The organism is Mesorhizobium sp. P3_A2, assembly GCF_056403115.1.
Genome location: NZ_JBFUGC010000014.1, coordinates 106,528 through 130,470 on the forward strand (window position 1 = coordinate 106,528; position 23,943 = coordinate 130,470).

At 59.4% G+C, this 23,943-nt stretch carries 22 protein-coding genes and 2 pseudogenes; 12 read left to right on the forward strand and 12 right to left on the reverse strand.

Translation table 11 applies throughout. The annotated features are described in order from the left end of the window. Position 1 precedes the first annotated feature (1 nt). From scpB to AC1DXM_RS26935, 3 genes are all read left to right on the forward strand, one after another. Entirely contained in the window at positions 2-727 is a 726-nt protein-coding gene (gene scpB / locus AC1DXM_RS26925; RefSeq protein ID WP_477237860.1) for an SMC-Scp complex subunit ScpB, read from the forward strand. Between the two features lie 441 nt (positions 728-1,168). Further along, positions 1,169-1,792, forward strand: a complete 624-nt coding sequence (locus tag AC1DXM_RS26930; protein WP_477237862.1) for a hypothetical protein — start codon at positions 1,169-1,171, stop codon at positions 1,790-1,792. A 261-nt stretch (positions 1,793-2,053) separates the two neighbouring features. Further along, positions 2,054-5,032 carry a Tn3 family transposase gene (locus AC1DXM_RS26935; RefSeq protein WP_477237864.1) on the forward strand — a complete coding sequence of 993 codons (2,979 nt, stop codon included), beginning with the start codon at positions 2,054-2,056 and terminating at the stop codon, positions 5,030-5,032. 3 nt (positions 5,033-5,035) lie between these two features. Here AC1DXM_RS26935 and AC1DXM_RS26940 read toward each other — a convergent pair whose 3' ends face one another. From AC1DXM_RS26940 to AC1DXM_RS26975, 8 genes are all read right to left on the reverse strand, one after another. After that, positions 5,036-5,272 (reverse strand): hypothetical protein, encoded by a 237-nt coding sequence (locus AC1DXM_RS26940; RefSeq protein ID WP_477237866.1) that lies wholly within the window; start codon positions 5,270-5,272, stop codon positions 5,036-5,038. A gap of 87 nt (positions 5,273-5,359) precedes the next feature. Continuing rightward, positions 5,360-6,211, reverse strand: coding sequence for a sugar phosphate isomerase/epimerase family protein (locus tag AC1DXM_RS26945; protein ID WP_477237868.1), 852 nt, complete (start codon positions 6,209-6,211; stop codon positions 5,360-5,362). Next, complete coding sequence (locus AC1DXM_RS26950) at positions 6,208-7,233, reverse strand: ABC transporter permease (protein ID WP_477237870.1); 1,026 nt, start codon at positions 7,231-7,233, stop codon at positions 6,208-6,210. The genes AC1DXM_RS26945 and AC1DXM_RS26950 overlap by 4 nt, the downstream gene beginning before the upstream one ends. Further along, positions 7,230-8,237 carry an ABC transporter permease gene (locus tag AC1DXM_RS26955; protein WP_477237872.1) on the reverse strand — a complete coding sequence of 336 codons (1,008 nt, stop codon included), beginning with the start codon at positions 8,235-8,237 and terminating at the stop codon, positions 7,230-7,232. The genes AC1DXM_RS26950 and AC1DXM_RS26955 overlap by 4 nt, the downstream gene beginning before the upstream one ends. Further along, complete coding sequence (locus AC1DXM_RS26960; RefSeq protein ID WP_477237874.1) at positions 8,230-9,744, reverse strand: sugar ABC transporter ATP-binding protein; 1,515 nt, start codon at positions 9,742-9,744, stop codon at positions 8,230-8,232. The genes AC1DXM_RS26955 and AC1DXM_RS26960 overlap by 8 nt, the downstream gene beginning before the upstream one ends. An 80-nt stretch (positions 9,745-9,824) precedes the next feature. After that, positions 9,825-10,817: a substrate-binding domain-containing protein gene (locus AC1DXM_RS26965; RefSeq protein ID WP_477237876.1), complete on the reverse strand. Its 993-nt coding sequence runs from the start codon at positions 10,815-10,817 to the stop codon at positions 9,825-9,827. A gap of 381 nt (positions 10,818-11,198) precedes the next feature. Further along, positions 11,199-12,263: a substrate-binding domain-containing protein gene (locus AC1DXM_RS26970; RefSeq protein ID WP_477237878.1), complete on the reverse strand. Its 1,065-nt coding sequence runs from the start codon at positions 12,261-12,263 to the stop codon at positions 11,199-11,201. Between the two features lie 585 nt (positions 12,264-12,848). Continuing rightward, positions 12,849-13,391, reverse strand: a complete 543-nt coding sequence (locus AC1DXM_RS26975; RefSeq protein WP_477237880.1) for a group I truncated hemoglobin — start codon at positions 13,389-13,391, stop codon at positions 12,849-12,851. 393 nt (positions 13,392-13,784) lie between these two features. Between AC1DXM_RS26975 and AC1DXM_RS26980 the strand changes: the two genes are divergently transcribed. The 8 genes and pseudogenes from AC1DXM_RS26980 to AC1DXM_RS27015 all read left to right on the forward strand — a co-directional run bounded on the left by AC1DXM_RS26980 (position 13,785) and on the right by AC1DXM_RS27015 (position 21,859). Further along, a complete protein-coding gene (locus AC1DXM_RS26980) occupies positions 13,785-14,345 on the forward strand; it encodes an aminopeptidase P family N-terminal domain-containing protein (RefSeq protein WP_477237882.1) in 561 nt (186 codons plus the stop codon). After that, positions 14,242-14,601: a pseudoazurin gene (locus AC1DXM_RS26985; protein WP_477237884.1), complete on the forward strand. Its 360-nt coding sequence runs from the start codon at positions 14,242-14,244 to the stop codon at positions 14,599-14,601. Before AC1DXM_RS26980 ends, AC1DXM_RS26985 begins: the two co-directional genes overlap by 104 nt. A gap of 89 nt (positions 14,602-14,690) precedes the next feature. Then, positions 14,691-15,895 (forward strand): annotated as a pseudogene (locus tag AC1DXM_RS26990) (NnrS family protein). Positions 15,896-16,315: 420 nt separating this feature from the next. Beyond that, positions 16,316-16,555: pseudogene (locus tag AC1DXM_RS26995) on the forward strand (hypothetical protein); the annotation flags it as partial. A gap of 312 nt (positions 16,556-16,867) precedes the next feature. Next, positions 16,868-17,245 carry a glucoamylase family protein gene (locus AC1DXM_RS27000; protein WP_477237968.1) on the forward strand — a complete coding sequence of 126 codons (378 nt, stop codon included), beginning with the start codon at positions 16,868-16,870 and terminating at the stop codon, positions 17,243-17,245. Positions 17,246-17,313: 68 nt separating this feature from the next. After that, a complete protein-coding gene (locus AC1DXM_RS27005; protein ID WP_477237886.1) occupies positions 17,314-18,078 on the forward strand; it encodes a universal stress protein in 765 nt (254 codons plus the stop codon). Between the two features lie 60 nt (positions 18,079-18,138). Further along, positions 18,139-20,706, forward strand: a complete 2,568-nt coding sequence (locus AC1DXM_RS27010; protein WP_477237970.1) for a cation-translocating P-type ATPase — start codon at positions 18,139-18,141, stop codon at positions 20,704-20,706. 52 nt (positions 20,707-20,758) lie between these two features. Next, positions 20,759-21,859, forward strand: coding sequence for an AI-2E family transporter (locus AC1DXM_RS27015; RefSeq protein WP_477237888.1), 1,101 nt, complete (start codon positions 20,759-20,761; stop codon positions 21,857-21,859). Positions 21,860-21,937: 78 nt separating this feature from the next. Here the strand turns inward: AC1DXM_RS27015 and AC1DXM_RS27020 are convergent, their stop codons facing one another. Both AC1DXM_RS27020 and AC1DXM_RS27025 read right to left on the reverse strand, forming a co-directional pair. Beyond that, positions 21,938-22,633, reverse strand: a complete 696-nt coding sequence (locus tag AC1DXM_RS27020; protein WP_477237890.1) for a VIT1/CCC1 transporter family protein — start codon at positions 22,631-22,633, stop codon at positions 21,938-21,940. Further along, entirely contained in the window at positions 22,557-22,880 is a 324-nt protein-coding gene (locus AC1DXM_RS27025) for a hypothetical protein (RefSeq protein ID WP_477237972.1), read from the reverse strand. The genes AC1DXM_RS27020 and AC1DXM_RS27025 overlap by 77 nt, the downstream gene beginning before the upstream one ends. On the opposite strand from AC1DXM_RS27025, the gene AC1DXM_RS27030 reads away from it, so the two are divergent. Continuing rightward, complete coding sequence (locus AC1DXM_RS27030; protein ID WP_477237982.1) at positions 22,809-23,084, forward strand: hypothetical protein; 276 nt, start codon at positions 22,809-22,811, stop codon at positions 23,082-23,084. The genes AC1DXM_RS27025 and AC1DXM_RS27030 overlap by 72 nt on opposite strands. A 79-nt stretch (positions 23,085-23,163) precedes the next feature. Here the strand turns inward: AC1DXM_RS27030 and AC1DXM_RS27035 are convergent, their stop codons facing one another. Beyond that, positions 23,164-23,613 (reverse strand): universal stress protein, encoded by a 450-nt coding sequence (locus AC1DXM_RS27035; protein ID WP_477237892.1) that lies wholly within the window; start codon positions 23,611-23,613, stop codon positions 23,164-23,166. A gap of 44 nt (positions 23,614-23,657) precedes the next feature. Beyond that, positions 23,658-23,852, reverse strand: a complete 195-nt coding sequence (locus AC1DXM_RS27040; protein ID WP_240564857.1) for an SHOCT domain-containing protein — start codon at positions 23,850-23,852, stop codon at positions 23,658-23,660. Positions 23,853-23,943 lie beyond the last annotated feature (91 nt).

Consider the following 23,943-nt stretch of genomic DNA (forward strand, 5'->3'; position numbering starts at 1 on the left):
GATGAGCGAAGCCTCCGCCCGCCGCGAGCCAAGCGATCAGCCGGCATTGCTCGACACCGAGCTCGAACATCTGCCGGCGGAACTGCGCTGGCGCGAATGGATGGGCCGGGTCGAAGCGGTGATCTTTGCGGCCAGCGAACCGGTGCCGCGCGAGACGCTGGCGCGGGTCGTTGGCAGAAGCTGCAATCTCGAGCTGGTCATCGACGACATCCGCGCCGAACTCACCGGTCGCCCCTACGAGCTGGTTGCGGTCGCCGGCGGCTGGCAGCACCGGACCAAGAAAATTTTTGGCGACGCCATCCGCGCCGCCTTCGGCCAGCAAGGCGGCCAGGGCGAAAACGAGCTGTCGCAGTCGGAGGCTCTTGTCCTCATGTGTATCGCCTATTTCCAGCCGATCACCCGTGGCGAGTTGTCGTCCTTCTTCGGCAAGGAGGTGTCACGCGACCTGATCGGCGTGCTGCGCGGGCAGGACCTCATCGCCTCGGGGCCGCGCAGCCCGCAGCCGGGGGCGCCCTACACCTATGTGACGACGAAAACGTTCCTGTCGCAGTTCGGGCTCGACACGCTGCGCCAGCTGCCGGATTTCGAGGCGCTCGAGGACGCCGGCTTGCTTTCAAAGGAGAAACTGCTGGCGGGAGATATTCTGACAGGATTGGCGGGCAGAGAAAATCGCGACGAAGAAGAAGAAGGGTCGGTGACCGAGGTCATGGAAGACGAAATATCTTGAGCCGTTGTCCCTGGATCTCGACCATAGCGACAGTTCCCAAGCCATCACCAGGTGATTAATCGTGAAACGATCGCCAGTCAGACCACTGGCAGAATGTATTCCATCAAGAGCGGTTCAAACTGTGTGGCGACTTCTGTTTTAGCGCTATGCTTTGCGAGCCGAGACACTGAGCGATTGCGGAGCATGAATGAGCCGGGACAACACCGCACGATCATAGACCGCCAGGCATTTCGGCCGAAGTCAGCTGTGAAGCATATAGCATGCCTTGACGGCAAACCGGTCATAAGGGAAATTACTTAGCCGCCGCCCTGTTTGCCACTCGCCTTCCTACGATCGCGTCAAATATTTCTTGATTACTGCGTACGCTTGTTAACAATGCGGATTGAGTACTAAGGCTTAGATGACTTGCGTCCACAGGTATTTGGAGCATATGTCATCCTCATGGGCGCTATTGAAAAACCTGCCGATGAGCTGCTGCAAGATTTCGCGAAGGCCACCGCCGATCACAAGCAGGAGTTGATCCGTGATCCCGCGACGATTTTCAAGTTTGCGACCTATGACATCGACTACATCGCGAGCGGGCTGGAAAGCCCGATCCGGGCGTTGAACAGAATGCTCTTTGTTCAATATTTCTCCGCAATGGAGGCTTATCTCAGCGATCGGTTGATCAAAGTCGTCATGGATGAAACGGCGGCAATGTCGGCATTGGTGAAGAACAACAAGGAATGGAGCGGCGAAAAGATCCCGGTCACCGAACTGGCGGCCAATCCTGCCGCATACCGCGACTGGGTGCTCACACGCCTGCGTGAGCTGCCCTACCATAACTTTGTGAAAATAGATAATTACTACCGGGGCGCTTTGGGCTTCACTATCTTCCCCAACAAACTAGCCAAGGCGACGCTGATGGCCTTTTTGCCGGTTCGTCATGACTGCGTCCATCGCTACGGCTACGACCATGAAGGCCAGGAGCGTTCGATAAGCAAGGATGACCTGGCCGAACTCGAGAAGGCCGCTGAAGCCATGGTCGAGCATATCGAAGCCGCCTTCGCTCAACGCCCGATTTGAGAAAAGACAGGGCGCCATCAAGTACGCAGCGCCGTGCATCTCCTGGCGAAGTGCCGGCGTCCTTAGGGGAGGGGCCTCTGGCCGCGATGCCAGCTGCCTATTCGGGGTCGGAACAAGAACTGTTCCCGCAGACACGCTAAGACCGAACGAAGCGCGAACATGCGCATTGATCTGTAGATGAAGCCACCGGGCCGGTTGAAAGCCTCCGGCCGATGGCGAACCACTTCCCCTTGGAATTTGGTGTTCCGAGGGAGAACGCGAGTGGGTAGAAGAAAGCTTGTCAGTTCAACGGAAGCGGCGATACTCCTGGGCATAGCGAAGACGGACGAGGACAGCCTGATCCGTCACTTTACACTGGACCCGGCAGATCGGTTGGAATGCGAACTTCGCCGGCGACCGCAGAACAAACTGGGCTTCGCCGTTCAACTCTGCACAATGCGCCAAACGGGGCGGATCTTGTGGGACAACGAGCAGCCACCCGCGGCTGTGATCAACTATCTTGCGGATCAGCTTGGTATCGACGCGCGCCTCTACGCCTTATATGCACATCGAGTACAGACGCGTTTCGATCATAGCCGATCGTTGATGGCGTACCTCTGTCTGCGGACTGCCTCCAGAGACGATCGTCGCGCCGCCCTTGTGGCTGCAATCGACGCGGCGGCCAATGGCGATCACGGACTGCCGATCGCGACAGCAGTCATTGCCGAATTCCGGAAACGAAATGCGCTCCTTCCGTCGTTGCATTCCATCGAGAAGATAGGTCTCGGTGGTCGCGCGATAGCTCGCCGACGGGCTGAGAAGGAACTTGTCGAAGGTATCCCGCCCGATCGGCTTACATCATTGGACAGGCTGTTGGAGGTTGACCCGGCCATCGGCCAGACGCGCTTTCATTGGCTGCGATCGGCGCCGGATGCGCCTGGTGCTTCGAACCTGGTCGCACTGACCGAACGTATTGCCTTCCTGCGTAGATTGGAGATCGATCCGAATTTGCAGGTGCGCATTTCGTCGGGACGATGGGACCAGATGATCCGCGAGGGCACCGCCACGCCGGCCTGGCTGGCCTGCGACTTCAATGCCAGTCGTCGGCACGCTCTGATCGTCGCTCAGGTCATCAAGCTCGGCCAGAAGCTCACGGACGATGCAGTGTCGATGTTCATCAAGCTTATGGGTCGGCTGTTCTCGCAAGCCAACAACCGAAAGAAGCAACGGCACATGGACTGCAGGCCGGATACCGCCAAGGCGCTGCGCATGTTCCTCCAGACCATCACTGCTCTGCAATCCGCGAACGACCATGACCGGAACGCATTGGAGGTTCTCGACCAAGAGGTTGGGTGGCACCGGCTGCTCCGGATCAAGCCTGAGCTTGAGTCGATGGTCGAAGACAACGAGGCGTCGCCCTTGACCTTGGCGGCAGAGCAATATGCGACCGTCAACAAATATGCCGGTGCGTTCCTGAAGGCGTTCACGTTCCGCTCAGCGCGCCGCCACGATCCGCTTCTTGCGGCAATTTCGCTGCTGAAACGGCTCTACACCGAGAAGCGGCGGACACTTCCGGATCGCGTCCCGGTCACTCACCTCAGCAAAACTGATCGGAGGCTCGTCTTCGACCAGGGAAGACCAGATCGCCGACTTTACGAGATCGCCACGCTGGCGGCTTTGCGCGACCGGCTTAGATCTGCGGACATTTGGGTCGATGGCAGCCGATCCTTCCGGCCGATCGACGAGCACCTGATGCCGCGGTCAACATTCACTACCATGAAGGAGGAGGATCGCCTTGGACTGGGCGTTCAAGGTGACGGCGCGCAGTGGCTTGCCGATGCCCGTCACATGCTTGACTTCAACCTGAAGCGCCTTGCGCACAGAGCCCGGTCCGGAAAGCTCGAAGGTGTTCGTCTTGAGGCCGGGACGTTGATCGTGACGCCAACGGCTGGCGAGGTTCCGGCGGCGGCCGAGGAACTGAACGCCGAGATCAGCGACATGTATCCGTTGGTCGAGGTTCCCGACCTGCTGAGGGAAGTGCATGAATGGACCGGCTTTGCGGATTTCTTCACGCATGTTCGCACCGGCGACGTCCCAAGAAATGTCTCGGCCATGCTGGCCGGCGTGCTGGCCGATGCGACCAACCTCGGTCCGAAGCGAATGGCGAGCGCGTCCAAGGGCATCAGCGCGCACCAGATCGGCTGGATGCGCACCTTCCACGCGCGGTCCGAGACCTATCGGGCGGCGCAAGCATGTATCACCGATGCACACACCAGACATCCGCATTCTCGACTGTGGGGCAACGGAACAACATCATCGTCCGATGGCCAATTCTTCCGCGCGAGCGACCGTGCCGCAAAGCGCGGTGACGTCAATCTGCACTATGGCAGCGAACCCGGATCGAAATTTTACAGCCATCTTTCCGATCAGTATGGCTACTTCAGCATTCTGCCCATCAGTCCGACCGAAAGCGAGGCCGCCTATGTGCTCGATGGGCTATTCGACCAGGACACAATCCTCGACATCCAAGAGCACTTCACGGACACCGGCGGCGCGAGCGATCACGTCTTTGGGCTATTCGCTCTGATCGGCAAACGCTTCGCACCGCGACTGCGCAATCTTAAAGACCGGAAATTCCACACGTTCCAGAAAAGTGATGCATATCCGGCGCTGTCGAACCACATCGGGGCGCCCATCAACACCACCTTAGTCCTTGAGCACTGGGATGATCTGCTCCATCTGGCGGCGTCGATCACGACGCGATCCGTGGTGCCGTCTACGATCCTGAAGAAGCTGTCCGCATCTCCGAAGGAAAGCCAGCTCGCAAGGGCGCTACGGGAACTCGGTCGAATCGAGCGCTCGCTCTTCATGATCGAATGGTACTCAAGCCCAGTACTACGGCGAAGGTGCCAAGCCGGCCTCAACAAGGGCGAGGCCGCGCATAAGCTGAAGCGGGCTGTCTTCTTCCACGAGCGTGGTGAGATCCGTGACCGATCGTTCGAAAGCCAGGCGTTCCGCGCATCCGGCCTCAACCTCGTCGTCAGCGCGATCGTACACTGGAACACGGTCTATATCGAACGGGCCGTCACCCACTTGCGCAAAATGCATCGCGAGATTCCGGATCACCTGCTCAAGCACGTATCGCCGCTGAGCTGGGAACACATCAATCTGACCGGCATCTACACCTGGGATGCAGAACATCAGATGCCTGAAGGCTTCCGGTCGCTCAGACTTCCAGCTCGGTTACGCCACGCCGCATGACGTTCATGCTCGGTTCGACCTTAGCGTGTCGCTGGGAACAGTTCTTGTTCCGACCCCTTCCTGCACCCGGGCCTTGCGCTCCCAATCTTCCTGCAGATCGGGAATGAAAGCGCGCAGGCCAGCGATCGAGTAGCCGCGCGCTCTCTCGATCAATGCGTCGAGGTTGACGAGCGCGCGGGCATTCCTGTTGCGATGTCGCGCTGCCATGATCACGCGAGCGCCGTCGATGAGCTGGCCCAACAACCTTGGACGCGCATTCCGTGCAGCCTTACGGTTCGTCTCGCCGCCACCGGATCGCCCCACGGCGAACATTCGCGAATAAGTAGCTTATGCGATTAGTCCGTACTGCCGTGCTTTGTTCCGCAAGAACGGCAGACCATTTCCCATCACGACCGCTTCACTCTCGGCCACTGGACGCCACACGCTGAGGCCAAACGCCAGAAGCGGATCCATGTTGATGAAGCTCTCCATCGCGAGCCCCCCCTTGAAACCGATCGCCGCCAGCGTCGCGAACGTTACATCCCAATTGCAATTGCCCTCGCCCGGGGTACCGCGATCGGACTCGGAGAGATGGATATATTTGAGATAGTCGCGGGCGACGATAATTCCGTTGCCCATACCCTTTTCCTCGATGTTCATATGGTAGGTATCAAGGTGCACGAACATATTGTCGGCGCCCACTCGTTCGATTAGAGCCACCGCCTGCGCCGCAGTATTGATGATGTGGTTCTCATAGCGGTTCACGGCTTCGACACCGAGTTCGATCCCTCGCGACTTGGCTTGCGCGGCCGCGACCGTCATCACTTTCGCGATGTTATCCAGTTCGTCCTGCGTAGGTGGCACGCCGGTGCGCTCGCCGATGCCGCCATAGATTACGCCGCATAGCGCCTGGGCCCCGATATCGGCCGTCTTGTCGATAGCCACCTTAAGAAAGTCAATCGCTTCCTGCGGATGGCGAGACGCCCACGCATATTCGGGCAGCCCAAGCGAGCACACCGCCTGCATGCCATTTGCCGCCAGCAGCTTGCGGGTGTGAGCGGCATCGCAAGAAAATGGATCGGCCAGTGAAATTTCGATGAAATCGAGATCGTATTTTTTCACCGCCGCTACAGTGTGCTCGGCGCCCTCTACGGACCAACCACTCGTCCACATGCTCGTATGAACGCCAAAACCCTTCATCGTGTTATCCTCATGAAATTTAGCTGCCCGGCAGCCCACCGCAAGATCATGACGCCGATCAGCATGATGCCCCAAATGGCCGTGGCCAGGTGCTGGCTGGCGCCCAAGAGATTCAGTCCCGAAGAAAGCAATTGCAAAACGATGAGGGCGAGGAAGACCGAAACGACCTTGCCGAAGCCGCCGAACGGGTTCACCCCGCCCAGGAAGCAGGCAAGCACAGTAATCAGCACATAGGACTCGCCATGGCCGACCCGGACCGAATTGAATCGTGCCATCATGATAATTCCGGCCAGCGCACACATGGCGCCAGACAGCGCGTAGATTAGAATGATGACCCGTCGCGTCGAGATGCCGGAATAGCGCGTCGCTTCGATGTTGGAGCCGACCATGTAGTTTGAAAAACCAAGCTTGCTTCGGGTCATCAAGATATGCCAGACGACGACTGCGCCGAGCAGTATTAGCAGCGGGATTGGAATGCCGGCGACACTGCCGTGGCCGAGGGGCTGGATGAATTCGGGAAAGCCCGAAATATCTGCGCCGCGGGTCAGGAACTCGCCAAGGCCGCGCAGGAAAATCATCACCGAGAGCGAAACGAGGATGGGGTGCGCGCCCGTATAGGCGATCACCGGACCCATGACCAAACCGCTTGCTGTGCCAACACCGACTGCAAGCATTGAACCGAGCAGAAAGGCATAGATGCTTGCGTCAGGTCCTCCGTTGGCCTGAAGAACCCAGGCGAGCGTGAGGCCGCAGAGATTGGCCGTGAACGTCACAGCGAGATTGATGCCGCCCGAGATGATTGGCATTAACATAGCGAGCGTAAGCAGTCCAAGTTCGGGCAACTGGAAGGCTACCGATTCAAAAGTAGCTTTGGACAGGAATCGCGGTGAGAGAGACCCGAAGAATCCAATCACCAAAATCAATGCCAGCAAAAGTCCAATATTCTCGGCGCCCAGCTTGCCGGCAAGACGGCGCAAGAATCCATGCCGCAGCGCTCCAGTTTCGAGCACGCGCTGGGTCATGTGCGCATTCTCTGCCGCCAGCTGGCCAGAATGTACCCAAGCGGCGCATTGGACAGCGTGATGGCGATCAGAATGATCGCCCCGACGATCATCTTGAAAGCATAGGGCGAGATACCGAGGAGGTTCAGCCCGTTTTGCGTCACCGACACAAGAAACACGCCGAGGATGCAACCGAGCACGGTGCCGCGCCCGCCACCCAGTCTGGCACCGCCAAGGACTACAGCTGCGAGCACGTCCAGTTCGCGCCCCACCAATGCGTTGGGCACGACTTCCTGAGAATAGTGCACCTGCACAAGTCCCGCGATCCCCGCCATGAAACCAAGCCAGCCGAAGGCAATGAAGTGCATTGCCGCGATGTTGATACCGAGGCGACGGGCGCCCTCCGGGTTATCGCCAAAGGCGTATAGCTGCCGTCCGGTGGTCGTATACCGGATAAGCCCCCAGGTGGCGGCGACGCAGACCGCCATGATCGCAACCGGCAGAGTTAGCTCGGCCCAATTGCCATTCGCCTGTTGGAACTCGAAAAGCACAGTGCGATGCGTCCACCAGGCAGGCAGATTGTAGATCGATACACCATGCGTGAAGAACATCAACAGGCCGAAAAAGATATTGAAGGTAGCGATGGTGACAACGATAGAAATGATCTGGAAATAGTAGATGAGGCCGGCGTTCACCGCACCCAGGGCGATCCCGACAATTGCCGCCAAGGTGAGGCCGATGAACCAATCGCCACCTCCTATTTGGGCTAGAGCCAGCGCCACAACGTATTGAACCACTGACGCGGCCACAGCGAACGAAATGTCGATGCCCCCCGCGATCAACACCACCAGCAGCCCAACCGCGAAGATCAGATTTGTCGAGCTTGTGTTGAGCAGATTGAAGAGATTGGCAATGGTGAAGAATTTGTCGCTCGCAAGCGAGAGACCTGCGCTCATGATGAGAAGAACCACAACGAGCCATGTCTCGGTGGGATGAGCCCGGAAGAGCTTGCCGCGGTTATGCATAGACGGCAGCTTCCAGGTCGCCGAGCGAGATGGCGTGCGGATCGTATTCGGCGACTATCTTGCCCGCGGCCATATGAAGGATACGATCGGCGTTGAAATAGACTTCCGGTACTTCATCGGATATCAGCAGAATCGCCAAGCCTTCGGCAGCGAGCCTGGCGACAATCTCGAAGATGCCGGCACGCGCGCCAACGTCCACCCCCACGGTTGGCGAATCAAGAATGATTAGCTTCAGGCCGACCGCCAGCCATTTGGCGATGGCCACCCGTTGCTGATTGCCGCCCGAGAGCGTTGAAATCGCATCCGTCTGCGCCCCGATTTTTATCGCCAATTCCTCGATCCAATGACTGACGAGCGCATCCTTCTTCTCTGAGGAGATCAGCCCGCGATGAAGGATCTTGCCGAGCACCGGGATAACGGCGTTGTCGGCGATCGACTGCGGTTGTATGAGACCAAGGGACAGGCGGTCTTCGGAGAGGTAGCCAATACCTGCGCGGATTGCGTCGCGGTTGGACTTCAGATGAAGAACCGTCCCGTTGAGCGAGATGCTGCCGCGATCCGGGCGCAGCATGCCGAAAATCGAAAGCGCGAGTTCTGTGCGACCGGCGCCGAGCAGTCCGGTCAGGCCAAGCGTTTCACCGCGCCGTATTGTCAGCGAAACGTCGTCATAGTCGCCTGCGCGGGTCAATCGATCGATCTTCAATACAACCGGTGAACCGCTCAGGTTTCTTGTGCTCACGGTTTGGTCAAACGTCTTGCCGGTCATGAGTTCAGTGAGGCGTGACTGGGTCATTCCGGCGGTCGGAAATACCCCGACGACCTTTCCGTCGCGCAGAACGGTGACGCGACTCGAAATCTCCAGAACTTCCGCAAGGCGGTGGCTGACAAAGACGATGGCCATGCCTTCGTCGCAGAGTGTTCGAACGATGGCGAGCAACCGGTCTGTTTCCGATTGAGTAAGCGACGATGTCGGCTCGTCCATGAAAATAACCTTCGCATCGCCAGCCAGCGCCCGGGCGATGGCGACGATCTGACGTTGGGCAATTGCGAAGCTGCGCAGGGGCGCGTCGACATTGAGGTCGGCCCCAAGCCGCGCCAACAGCCCTCGCGCCGCCTCGCGAATGCGCGAATGATCGACGAGCCGAGGCATGTTGCCGAGCACAGTTCTGATCCCGATATTTTCAGCGACTGTCATTTCGGGAAACAAGGCGAGGTCTTGCCAGATGACCTCCACTCCAGCGCTGCGCGCCGCAGCCGGCGACATGATGTCGACGGACTTTCCGGCGATCGACATTTGTGCGCCGGCTAGCGGCTGACAAACGCCGGTGATTACCTTGATCAGGGTGCTCTTGCCGCTGCCGTTCTCACCGGCGATGCATTGCACTTCGCCCGGGAGAACCTCGAAGGCGACATTCTGGAGGGCTCTAACGCCACCAAATGTAACGCTTATGTTGCTAAACGACAGAACCGATAGGAGGTCCTGCGTCGTAGATGCGACAAGGCTCACGGCAGGCCCTTCTGAAATGACAAGGATGGGGCGTGCCGGGATTGATCTGCCACCCCGGCACGCCAGCCATGGTCCGCCATCTAAAGCCCTAGGGCCGCAAGACCATCGACCGTTTCGACCGTGATAGGCTGCACAGCGTCCACGATGATGGTGCCGGTTTTGAAGTCAGGGTGAACGACACCCAGACCCTCGATCGTCATGCCGTCGGTGATTTTACCGCCGCCCGCCAGAAAATCAGCCATCGTGACGAATACTTTTCCCGCTTCCAGAGGATTCCACATATAGCCGCCGTCGATAATGCCGGACTTGAGCATGGCGCTGCCTTGGCTGGGGGAGAACGACCCGACAAGAACCACCTTGTCACCAAGCTTCTGCTCCTCGATCGCGCGTCCGGCGCCGATCGGTCCCTGACTGCCGAACGTCAGGAAGCCGCCGAGATCAGGATTGGCGGCAAGCACATCCAGAGCCGTCTTGCGGCTGTCATCGGCGCTTTCCGCGACGCCGTATCTGTCGCCAACCATCTGCATGTCGGGAAAGTTCTTCTTCAGATAGGCGATTGCAGCATCGGCCCAGGCATTGTGTGCAGGCACAGTAAGAGAACCCACGTATACCACGTACTTGCCTTTGCCGCCCATTTTCTCGGCAAACAGCTTGGCATGGGCTTCACCGAAGCCAACGGACGAGACCATCTCGAAGTCCCAATCAGCGTTCACCTGGTCCGGCGATTCATGAGTTATGACCTTGATGCCCGCGTCGCGCGCCTTCTTCAGAACTGGCTCGAGAACGTTTGCATCATTCGGCACGACGCCAATTACGTTGACGCCCTGAGCGATCAGGTCTTCGATCGCGCGGACCTGAAGTGCCGGGTCGGCGCTGGTCGGCCCGACCATGAAGCCGTCGTCGCCAAGCTCTTTCGACTTTTCCTTTATTCCCGTTTCCATAGCATTGAACCAAGGAATACCGCCGATCTTCACGACGACTCCGACCTTGACGTCCTTTGCCAGCGCAGCATCCATTGTGGCGACCGAAAGGGCCGCGCCGAACGCTGCCACGAGTATGGTTTTTGCTAACATTTAGTTCCTCCCTGATTGACGAGTTTTTGGGCTGCCTATTGCCGATGTCGGCTTTGTTTGGCCCACCCCTTTGTGCCCGACGGCATTGACGCACTCGGCGCCGCATTCCTCCCAGAACGCACCATAAAAGACCCTGAATGTCGGCCGGTCAAGGTGCTAAATAGATTTAGCAAGGGCCGTCAGGCCACCGGCGTCTGAAAACAATTCTCGATTGATGTAAACGATCCGCCCTTTCGCACTCAGGCTGCACCCGCAGAAACGACCTGCGATCCCCCGCTAGCCTTGGATGGAAGCGGTGCTACCCAGATCCGAAGTGCCGATGACCGGAGTTGAACTTCTGCAACGATGTCTTGTGACAAAGAATTGCTAGTGGTCGATGCTCTATTTGGTTGCCGAATCCCAATCTTCTTGGGCGCCGTCATGCTCTCCGGTTCGCCCAAAGCTGGTCGGTACGGTCACCAGAGGAAAGTGGTCTACCGAATAACTCTCCAGCAGCGAAAATCCTTCAGCAATCATCACCTCGACATTCTGTCGGACCATGGTCACATCGAAGGGCAAATGCGCCGCGAATGGATCCCAGTCGAAGCTTCCGACAACAACCCGTCCAAGTTCACTTGAGGCCAGTGTCGAAGTGAACCGTAATGTCCCTTCAAGAGCGGTCACGCCGTTAACGAACATGCCTGAGGGCAGATGCCCAAGCTGCGCGTATCGTGCAGCGAGAGACCGAGCAGCATTGGTCGGTGCATATCCGCAGCAGTCAATCGTACCGGGGCTTGCTACAATCCCGTGGGCTGCCAGGACATCGTGAAAACCGAGCAAACGGCTTCGTGTTGCGTCATCATCGGCAACTCCGCCAAAGAAGAAGAGATCTTCGGTCGAGCCCCCTCGTTCTTTCAGTTTCTGAACAATGATCTCGGTGAGCGCCCTGGCGCCTCCGTAGTTGTCAGAAACAACTGAGGGAGCCCGGCGGCCAGGCAGGTCGATGTTGATGCACCGGACGCCCGCTGCGCGGCACAGATCATTCAGCGGATCGGGGTCACGAACTCCGGCAAGGAAGAGAAACTCGACCTGCTGAGCCAATAGGGTTTCCGTTACGCTCAACTCGTTATCAGGATTGCGGTGCGTGCTGACGACGATCGGGCACAAATGGCGGACGCGCGACTCCGCTTCAAAGGCTTCGGCCAAACCGGCGAAGAAGCGATTGCGGTAGTGCGGCAAGATCATTCCGGCGAGCCCGGATCGGGAAAGCCGCAATCCTCGTGCCTTGAGGTTGACGGCATAGCCGAGGCGCTCAGCCCAGTCGAGGATCGTCGCCGCGGTTTCCGCCTTGATCCGGTGCTGTTGCCACGAGCCATTGAGGACGAGACTGACCGCTGTCGGGGACGAATTGGCCGCCACCGCGATATCATAAATCGTTGACTTGCGTCGGACAGACTTTCTCGCCATTTGTGACGCTCCCGCTGGCAGATGCAGTAGACGCTAGTGCGGGGTCAAGGCAACATCTCTAAATTGCGTCAGCCGCCGTGGTGCCCTCGGGGATGGCGCGAAGGTCGCGAGTCTCCATCATGAGACACAGATCGGGAATGTTGTCTTCGGTGCGTTTCAAGACACTGGTAATCGAGCGACGACACCATATGGAAAGTTTGCAGAGCCAATTGCGCTACAATGGGCACCGCACCCGGTGCTACCGCTGACGCGCTCGTAGAGTCGATTTTTTGGCGTTGCTGGAACTGAGCTGGTCACCAAGTGCCGTAGAGGCCGCTCGCGCGATATCGCGGCCTGCTTCGAGCTGACGTCGAACACTGTCAGTCCCGACACGGCGCATCTCCAAGACCGGCGACGCGGACGTGCAGTGCGCGCTACGAGGCGGCAGGATTGATGGCGCGCTTCGAGGGCAGGTACGGGGTCAAGAGTTGGGGCCGGGAGATCCCCAGCGCCCCTGCCATCGATCTCGGCTCTCTCGGAACGCCCCGGCCTCTGAGGGCTCTTGCCGATTTGCCTTAACTGCGCGAGAGAACTCTGGGCTAGCCTTCAACCCTGTTTGACGTAGCCGGCGGTAACCTCATCTTTGTGAGCGGCGAAGGCTGCCAGGACCTCGGCCTTCTCGGGCTTCGGAACCTTGAAGTGGTCCAGGGTGCGCCCAAGCTCCGCTGCCACCTCATCGAATTCTGCCGGAGAGATCCGCAGGTCACGGTGGGCCTCCTCAAGGCCGAGCGGTGTCGTGCCAGGCTTGGTCGCCACGAACTTCAAAGGCCCACCAGAAACGTCGCAGACCCACAGCGTGCGCATGAACTTGAGACCGGCCAGCCTTCCGAGGTTCTTGGTGTGCCATTTCCGCAGCTGCGGGTTCTTGGACTTCTGCCCGACGATGGGGTTCTTCACGATGGCTTCGCTGAAGTGATCTACTACCGCAGCGATGGCGAAGACGCCCCCCAAACGCTCGTAGAGACTTTTCTCCGGTGCCGTTTGCGTCGCCTGCGCGTTGTTCGCCAAAGCCGATGTCAATGCGCCGGTTACCGCAAGTCCTGCGACGACGCTTCGTCTTGTGAAGGAGGTCGAAACAGTCGTTTTCATGTCTGGACTCCTCTTGATGGGGCCAGACCGGGCCGCAGCCTGTCTGGCGGCTATTCCCTCTGCCACTCTCCCTCGCCTAAAGAAGACAACGACTGGCAGCCCCGAATTATTCCGCTAAGCGTATTCGTCATCGGCGTGACGGACTTGTGCACCAACGGAGCGAAACGGGACGCGGCGGAGGCCGCTTCAAATAGATCTACCTCGTCGGTGATCATTGCATCAATTACTGTTCTGGTTGGCTCTACTGCACTTCGGCCGCAAGTATGGCATGGTCATCGACCAGGATAACGCCACACCATTTCGGCCGGCATCGATGGTGGCCAGCCCTATCGCCGCAGCTTCGGCGACAACATCACCTATACGGACTGGCGCGGGGACAATTACTACCGCGCCGTGCGCCAGTTGACGGCGAGTGCTAAGCGCGTCGGCATCGAGTTCGACCATGTCAACCTCGACTTCCGCAGGCAGCTCGAAGAACCGTTGCCTGGCGTGGAATTCGTCGATATTGCCCAGCCCTCGATGTGGATGCGCTCGATCAAGTCGGTAGAGGAGCACACCCTGATCCGAACAGGCTCTAGGATTACCGCTGCCGGGGACCCGAGCATCGCTTCAGACATGTTTAGGCGACCAACGGCTGGCAAGTGGCGGACACTGCAGCTCTTTTCCTCATTTCCCAACCTTGTTTGCGCTTTCGCAAAGTTCTCAGGCCGAGGACAGTCTAGAAATGGTGTGGACGTCGTCGAGAATCTGAACAGAAGGCAAGATCATGAGATACGCAATTGCAGTCGCCGTCCCACTCGCCGTATCGATGTTGGCAGGAGCGGCCCAGGCCGCCGATCACCAAATCCAGATGCTCGACAAGGGCGAGAAAGGCGTGATGGTCTTTCAGCCCGACTTTGTCCAGGCAGCGCCCGGCGACACGGTCACGTTTGTGCCAACCGACAAGGGGCATGATGCCGAAAGCATCTGGGGAATGATCCCGGAAGGAGCAAAGACTTTCAGGGGTAAGTCGAGCGAACAAATCACCGTTACACTGGACAAGGAAGGTGTGTACGGTGTGAAGTGGGCGCCTCATTATGGGATGGGCATGGTAGCGCTGATCGTGGTCGGCAAGCCGGTTAATCTGGCGCATGCAGCGACTGTCAAACAGTCGGGGAAAGCCAAGAAAGTATTCGAGAGCCTGTTGGCTCAAGTTCAAGCCGAAAATTGAAGCGGAGCAAACATTGCTCCGAAAAATCAACAGAAACCTAAAGACGGACATCAGTCCACCATGGGTTTCTCTTTTCTGAAATGCAGTTTATGGCAATTCCTCGCACCCGACCAAGCGCTTATCCGGCGGTTCTGTCCTACGGTTTTCGGCCGTTCTTTTTGCTCGGCTCGCTATATGCCGGCGGGGCCATCCTATTCTGGCTGCCATTGTTTTACGGCGAGCTCAAAACCTTCAGCACCTTTCTGCCAGTAGACTGGCATGTACATGAGATGCTGTTTGGCTATCTTGCTGCGATCATCACAGGGTTCCTTCTGACGGCAATCCCGAACTGGACCGGACGCCTGCCAGTGCAAGGCCTGCCTCTCCTGGCGCTCGTCCTCTTGTGGCTTGCTGGCCGACTCGCGGTTTTCTTTTCGATGGAGACCGGCTGGCTGGTCGGAGCCGCAGTCGACTGCGGCTTCCTTCTGGCGGTAGCGCTCGCCGCAGCGATCGAAATCATCGCAGGCCGAAATTGGCGAAACCTCAAAGTGCTCGTGCCGGTGGCGGTGCTTTTTGCTGCCAATGCGTTGTTTCATGTCGAAGCGCACTACCAAGGCGTCTCCGATATTAGCCGTCGGCTCGGCCTTGGGGCCGCCGTCGTGCTCATCATGGTCATAGGGGGACGCATCGTTCCCAGTTTCACCCGAAATTGGTTGGCTCGCGAAAATCAGGGACGTCTGCCGTCCCCGTTCAGCCATTTCGACGCAACAACGATCGCACTGTCCGCGACCGCATTGGCGGCATGGGCCTTCTTTCCGGAAAGCAACGCAACGGGCGCAATGCTGATCGCCGGAGCGGTCCTCAACGCCATGCGGATTGCGCGCTGGGCTGGTGATCGCACGCTCCGCGAGCCGTTGGTGCTGATCTTGCACGTAGCGCTCGTCTTGTGCCGATCGGTTTTCTGCTGGCCGGACTTGCCGTCGTCCGACCGGAGACCGTTCCTTCCGCGGCGGGCATTCACGCGTTCAGCGTAGGTGCGGTGGCATGCATGACGCTCGCCGTCATGACCCGAGCCACCCTTGGGCATACAGGCCGCGAGTTACGGGCGAGCATTAGCACATGCGCGGTCTTTGTCGCGATCGTGCTCGCGGCTCTCCTACGCATCGGAGCGGCGTTCGTCCCTATTGACGCAATACTCCTCCACATATCGGCGATGTTGTGGGTGGTAGCCTTCCTCGGATACGCGGCTCTGTTTGGCGGTATGCTAGTTCAACCCAAATTACGTGGGCGCCAGCCGAACAAAGCGCCTTCCTGAAGGGCGTATCAGGACCGGATCGTATCGACATCAATCGGCAGAAGGGGATGTGGAGATAAAGCGATACCGGCTCACCTTCAGGAAGCTTCATCACTCAGTCGGCATAGGACGGCGCTGCGCCTGACCACGCTTGCCGATGGTCGCGGCATCAAAAGCGCTGCCGCTAGTATGTCAGCTTTCTGGCCGGACCAGCGCGTCGCGCTAACCCGATGGGATCGCCCTTTCTGTCGAAGAGACAATGCTTCGCTCGCAAACAAGTTTGCGTTTGGACAAAGTGTATTGAGACAGACCAGTTAGATTTTGGGCCTGAGTGGCCTCCGGCAAGAGGAGTCCAGCAAGGGTCCGTTGCCGGAAAGCCACGGCGAAGTCTCGACGGTTTTGATGCGCTATCCGTGATGAAGGCGCTGCGAGGAAGAGGCTATGGTTGGCACTGCGCTATCGCGCTGGACAATGTCATATTTCGCCGTAGCGCTGGCCTTTCTTATCGGTGCCCAGATGTTGATGGTCGCCGGCTACGGTTTCCCTGCGGTGGCGGCGGAGGCGCCCGAGACGCTGGTCCTCGTGCACATGGTTACGATCGGCTGGCTCAGCATGTTGATGTGCGGCGCCCTGTTTCAGTTCGTGCCGGTGCTAATCGCGCAGCCGCCTTGCCGGTCGGGCGTGTGCCCAATTGCGGGACGTCGACGCGAGGCAATGGCAGAAATTCAACGCGCTTCTGCACCGGCGCTGGTGCGGTGCGACGAGCCATATGCAAACCGGTCGGCGCGGTTGGCGCTGCGAGCTGTCGACCATCGATAGCACCTTGCTGCTGGCGGGCGGGCTGGCCGCCGCCGCCTTCTTCGACCGGAACAAGAGGCCGAGAGAGAGATTCGGACCTTGGCGGATGCACTCTACCGTCGCGCGGACTGGCGCTGGGCGCTAAACAAAGGAAAGACCGTCACCCACGGCTGGACTCCCGAGACTGGCTTCCTGATGCATCGGTGGGAAGGTTACGATGAGGCGCTTCTGCTGTACGTCTTAGGCCTCGGCTCGCCGACCCACCCTCTGCCCTCGAGCAGTTACACGGCCTGGAACCGCTACGTTTCGATGGCTGCATTTGTACGGCTACGATTATGTTTAACCCGCGACGCGATGGGTCAAGCCCGGCATCATCGGCCGCGTGAGGCATCTGCGTGGCGAGCAGGATCGTCCACACGCTTCCCTGCAGGATTTTCGGGAGGAATGAGTTCAGCTGCTGGTCTGCTTACGGCCTCCAATCCGGCAATTTGCGGTGAATCAAAGCCTGGACCATCCATTGGGCTAAAAACGCTTGCGGTCATCTCGCTGCTGAACAGAGGCGAAATTCGATGAAACTGATAGCATGTCTCCCACTGGCTACATATCCCGAGGCGAATACGCTGAAGATCGCTTCGAATGCAGTGGCACTCGCCAGGCAGGTGGGGGCCGCGCTTCATGCGGTCGTTGTCAATGTCGACATTCCCGACGTCTCGAACGCGCTTTCGAGCTATCTGCTCGATCTTCCAAGCAAGATTCGAGAAGCCGAGGCGACCAGCCGCAAGCGAGGCAAAATCTTGCTGGAGGTGGTTGCCAAGGAGGCGGCACAAGACAAGGTGCCGCTCACGACCCATGTGATAACGGCGCCTCCGGCTCTGATGGGCGATGCCGCCGCAGAACAGTGCCGCTATTTCGATCTGTCACTGGTCGGCCTGGCGGCGGGCAATCCGACAGCGCGTATGACTGCCGAGGCTATACTGTTCGGCGCGGGCCGGCCGACGCTCCTTTTTCCAGAGGCTACGGATGTTGGTGTGCTCGACCATGTCGTCATCGCCTGGGACGGAAGCCGTGTGGCGGCACGGGCGGTCGCTGACGCGCGGCCGTTCCTGGAGCGCGCCGCCAGGATCACGGTCATCAGCGTGACCGACGAAAAGCCGCTTCCGGGAAAAGACATCTGCGAACGCCTTGCCGAGGGGCTGCGGGTGCGTGGCCTGACCGTCGAGAGCAGTTCGATCCAAGCTGGCGAACGTTCGATCGGTGCCGCTCTCCAGGAGCATGCCGTCAAGATTGGCGGCAAGCTGCTGGTCATGGGTGGATACGGTCATTCGCGGGTCAGGGACTTTGTACTCGGCGGCGCAACCGAGGGTGTTCTCGCGGATCTGCGGCTCCCCGTCCTCGTGTCGCACTGAGATAGCGTCTCGTAAAAGGCCGCCATGACATTCGCTGATAGTCCGACAGAGACAGTTGAGATGCCCCGATCAATCTCGACGGCGGATAGGTATTCCGGCCTTTCAGAGGCTGAGGCCCAAGTCAGGCTTGTCGCCGAAGGGTACAACGAACTGCCGAGGTCAAACCAACGTACGCCGCTGCGAATTGCCTTCGAGGTCGTTCGCGAGCCGATGCTGGCACTCCTGCTTGGCGGCGGCGTTGTCTATCTCATCCTGGGCAATCTGGAGGAAGCGCTGATCCTGCTGGCCTTCGCCACGATGTCGATCGGCATAACGATCATACAGGAGACACGCACCGAGCGTGTTCTGGAGGCGCTGCGTGATCTCACCAGCCCTCGCGCCTTGGTCATACGCGGTGGTGAACGCAAGCGCATTGCCGGTCGCGAGGTTGTTCGGGGGGATCTCGTCATGCTGGGCGAGGGTGACCGCGTGCCGGCCGATGCCAGGCTTCTCCAGAGCCAGGACCTTCAGAGCGACGAATCCCTGCTGACAGGCGAATCCGTGCCAGTCCGAAAGATTGCCGCCGACGGCACCCTGCGACTGACCGAACGCCGGCCAGGGGGCGACGACCTGCCTTTCATATTCTCTGGTTCGCTGATCGTTCGCGGTTCAGGCATGGGCGAAGTCCTGGCGACGGGGCCACGAAGTGAAATCGGCAAGATAGGGCACTCGCTGAGTGCAATAGAGACAGAACCGGCGCGATTGCAGACGCAAATGCGGCGCGTCGTACGCATTTTCGCAATGGCCGGCGGCGCGGTCAGCATTGTCGCGGTTCTGCTTTACGGGCTTCTGCGCGGCGGATGGCTTGACGCCGTGCTCGCAGGCATCGCGCTCGGCATGTCCATGTTGCCGGAAGAGTTTCCCGTCGTGCTCACGATCTTTATGGCCATGGGTGCGTGGCGCATATCACAGGCGCGCGTCCTGACCCGCAGGGCCGCCGCGATCGAAACGCTCGGATCGGCGACTATCCTTTGCACCGACAAGACAGGCACGCTCACCGAGAACCGGATGACTATTGCCGACCTTCGAACGGCGGATGGAAAGTCGTTTCGGATGGCGGACAAGCCGGGCACCGACCTGCCGGCGGCCTTCGCCGATCTGGTCGAGACGGGTGTGCTTGCCAGCGCCCAGATTCCTTCCGACCCCATGGAGATCGCATTTCACAAACTCGGCAAGGAACGGCTGTCCGAGCACAAGGTTCTGGACAAACCGGATTGGGGACTGGTCCACGCATATCCGCTTCGGCCCGGACTGCTGGCAATGTCAAATGTCTGGCAATCGACACATGGCGATGGCAATTCGCTGGTTGCGGCAAAAGGCGCCCCAGAGACGATCGGGGCGCTATGCCATATGGACGCAAAGGACTTCAAGGCCTTGAAGGGTTCGGTCGAAGCGATGGCGGCCGAGGGATTGCGCGTGCTCGGCGTGGCCTGCGGGTCTCATCGCGGCACTGACTTTCCGTTGACGCAACACGATTTTAAATTCGAATTTCTCGGGTTGGTCGGCCTGACGGATCCGCTGCGCGTGAGTGTTCCCGAAGCCGTGAGCGACTGCCGTTCCGCTGGCATCAGGGTGATGATGATCACCGGCGACTACCCGGCAACCGCCAAAATGATCGCGCGCCAGGCCGGCCTCGATGCCGAAGGCGTGGTGACAGGCAGTGAGATGCAAGCGCTCGGTGACGACGAGCTCGCGCTGCGGGTGAAAACCGCAACCGTGTTCGCGCGCATAATGCCCGAGCAAAAGCTTCGCATCGTCAACGCGCTGAAGGCGAGTGGTGAAATCGTCGCCATGACTGGGGACGGGGTCAACGACGCGCCGTCGCTCAAGGCCGCCAATATCGGGATTGCCATGGGTGGCCGTGGCACCGACGTCGCGCGTGAGGCATCGTCGATCGTGCTGCTCGACGACGATTTCGGTTCTATCGTCAAAGCCGTTCGGCTTGGCCGCCGCATCTTCGACAATCTGCGCAAGGCCATGGGCTTCATCTTCGCGGTCCACGTGCCGATCGCGGGCCTCTCGCTGCTGCCGTTGCTGTTTGGCCTGCCGATCCTGTTCGGACCGATCCATATCGCCTTTCTCGAGATGGTGATCGATCCCGTGTGCTCACTGGTCTTCGAGGCCGAAAGAGAGGAAGACGATGTGATGCGCCGTCCGCCTCGCAATCCGAACTCGCCATTGTTCTCCGGGGCGTTGATTGGGTGGGGGCTGCTCCAGGGGACGCTCGCCTTCGCGCTCCTCGCGGGCATTTACCTTGTCGCCCTGAGGCAGGGCATGGCCGAGAACGAAATCCGCGCCCTGGTTTTTTTCTCTCTGGTGCTGACAATCGTAGGACTGATCTTCGTCAACCGCTCCTTCAGCGCATCGCTTCTGACCGCGCTGATCAGGCCGAACCGGTCGCTGATGATTGTTGTCGTGGCCGTCGCTTCGATGCTGGGCGGGACCCTTCTGTGGCCGTTTGCCACCAGTCTCTTCCGCTTCGGACCGCTACACCTCGACGATCTGGCAGTGACGCTTGCCGCGGGATCTGCCGTGCTGGCATGCTTGGAGCTGCTGAAGCCATTCTGGCGGGAGCGACTAAAGGCCTAGCCTTCTCAATGAGCCGATCAAGGACCAGTCTACTGTTGGGAAAGAGTTGGACGTGAAGACCTCCCTGACGAACCGTTTCGGTGTTGGCAAAATGAACGCCGACAATCCACGAGTTCGTCAAAGCCAGGTGGGCACACTTGTACTAGCGGCCGCCACGATCGTTGGGATTGTCGTCTGCGTGCTTCTGGCCGAGCCTTTTTTGGGCGCGATCACATGGGCGTTGGCACTGGCAATCCTCTTTGTCCCTTTCCATTCCTGGATCGAGACGAAGTTGAAACACCCCAACCCTGCGGCGGTGGTTTCGGTCCTGACGATCGTACTGCTCGTCCTTGTCCCCGCAGCTTTCCTGGTAGAGCGCTTGGTCGAGGAAGCTGCTTCTGGGGCAACCTCCGTCCGAGCCCGGGTCGCTGATGGAGAACTCCAACGTCTCCTGGACGCCCATCCCGGTATCGCACCTATTGGAAAGTGGATAGAGCAACAGATCGATCTGCCGTCGATGATGGCGAGCCTCGCAACATGGCTGAGCAACGCCGGTGCGACGTTCGTCAAGGGCTCTGTGTTGCAGGTGGCGGAAGTTCTGCTGACATTCTACATGCTGTTCTATTTCCTGCGTGATCGGAACGCCGTTGCCCGCCTGTTGCGCGATTGGATGCCACTAGAGCGCGCAGACACCGAGCGGCTGTTTCAGCGGGTGTTCGATACCGTCCATGCCACGGTGTACGGGACGCTCGCGGTGGCAGCAGTTCAGGGTTCGTTGGGCGGATTGATGTTCTGGATCCTCGGGTTGCCGACGCCCCTTCTTTGGGGCGTGGTGATGAGTCTGCTTTCTGTCGTGCCTGTGTTGGGTTCGTTCGTCGTGTGGATACCGGCAGCAATCCTCCTCATGCTTGATGGTGATTGGGGCAAGGCCCTGATCCTTTCGGGCTGGGGCGGTATTGTTGTAGGCGGGATCGACAACGTCCTTCGCCCTATGTTGGTCGGCAACCAGCTGAGGCTCCACACGATCCCCGCCTTCATATCGATGATAGGTGGGTTCGCCCTGTTCGGGGCTCCAGGATTCATACTGGGCCCCCTGGCAGTCACGGTGACCATGCTGCTCATCCAGGTATGGGCTGCGCGCGACAAAATCAGCAACCGCCAGCAACAGGAATGACCTCTTGCTAAATTCCTGCGGGGGACAGCTTGAGACAAACCCGCGTGTGGCTCCCGACCCGTCTGGCGGCTCGGCCGCTTATGCCGCGGTCCCGACCAGCGCGCCGATGCCGGCGGTGAGCGCCATGGCGAAGGCGCCCCAGAAGGTCACCCGCAACGTTGCACGAAGGATGTTGGCGCCGCCCGCCTTGGCACCGATGGCGCCCAGCAGGGCAAGGAAGAGCAGGGACGCAAGCGAGACCGCCAGCACCAGCATGGAGGCCGGCGACACCAGCACCATGAGCAGCGGCATTGCCGCGCCCACGCTGAAGGTCGCCGCCGAGGTCAGCGCCGCCTGGATCGGCCGCGCCGTGGTCATTTCCGAAATGCCGAGTTCGTCATGGGCATGCGCGGCCAGCGCATCCCTGGCCATGAGCTGGTCGGCGACCTGGCGGGCCAGGGCTGTCTCCAGCCCTCGCTTGACGTAGATCTGCGCCAACTCCTCGCGCTCGAATGCGGGCTGGGTCTTGAGTTCCTGGCGTTCGCGGGCGAGGTCAGCATTCTCGGTGTCCGACTGCGAGCTGACCGAGACATATTCGCCGGCGGCCATCGACATGGCGCCCGCCACCAGGCCGGCTATGCCGGCGACCAGAACCTGCGAAGCCGGCGCGGCGGCCGAGGCCACGCCGACGATCAGGCTCGCGGTCGAGACGATGCCGTCATTGGCCCCCAGGACGGCGGCGCGCAGCCACCCGATGCGCGACACCTGGTGGTTTTCGACATGCAGGCGGCTCATTCTTTTCTCCTGATCTTGCCTCCGAGTTTCGTGGCGGCGGCGACTGTATTGGAAATCGTGCCGTATTTACGGACATTCTTGTGCAGCAACTCCAGCCGCTGGTCTGTTTCATTGGTGTCGACGACAAGCTCGTAGTCGATGGAGGCAATCCCGGCGGGCTGTCGCGGCGAACGGCATGCAATGCGACCCTGACGCCGCGCAGTTTGAAACCAAGCATCGGGGTGACGCGCTCGATGCCCTTGATCATGCAGGCGGCGATCGCCGCCAGAAGCAGTTCGGCGGGATTGAAGGCGTCGGCCCGGCCCTCGAGACAGGTGTCAAGAACGAGTGCGGCATTCTTGGTCGTGGCGAGGCTGCCTCTTGCATCGATCCGTCTGGCTTCAACGCTGTATTCGAACATGGTGCACCTGCTTCGACGCCCGCCTGGCAGGCATGCTACTGGCGCTTCTAGCCGGTGTTGGGGAGTTGGGGGTTGATCCAGGTCAGAAATCGCCGACAACTTGGAATGTCGATTGCTTTTGTCACCGTTCCTATCGGACGATCAACACAGGGACCGTGCTGAAGGAAAGCACCTCTGTCGCCTGACTGCCCAGCAGCAGTCTGGCGAGGCCCCGGCGTCCGTGCGCGGCCATAACTACCAGATCGCAGCCCTGGGTCTTGGACAGCTCAAGGATTGCCTCGGCCGGCTTCCTATTTTCAAGATGCACGACCTCGGCTTGCACACCGAGCCGGTCAGCCGCTGCATTGCATTGATCTAGTATCCGCCCCGCGAAGCGGCGTCCCTCTTCCTCGTATGAGACGAATTTTGCGCCGGCTGAATAGCCCGACATGGGACTTCCCCAATCAAACATTGGGAATGGCTCGGTGACATGCAAAAAGGTAACCTTGGCCTTGAGGCGATTGGCGAGGGACAGTCCATGCGTAACGCCATTCCAAGCGAAGTCAGAACCATCCGTTGCAATAAGGAAGTGCGTGTACATCGCATTCGTACCTGGGCGAGCGACAGCGTCTGAATGGCGAAAATTCAGTGCCTTTTCAGGTCACCTTTCATCTGCTCATACTGCTCTCTCGTGATTTCGCCCGAAGCGTAGCGGCGATCCAGAATATCTAGTGAGCCCGTATCACGTGATCGCCCGCGCCGCGGTTGATGCCAGAAATAGTAGACAACACCAGCCGCGATCAGGATCAGCAGCAACGGGCCAAAGCCGAAGAATGGCATGCCCCAAGCTCCGCCGCAGCAATTGCTCCACCCCCATGACATCATAACGAGTACTCCATCCTGGTGACACCAAACAATCGGACGGCGCGCA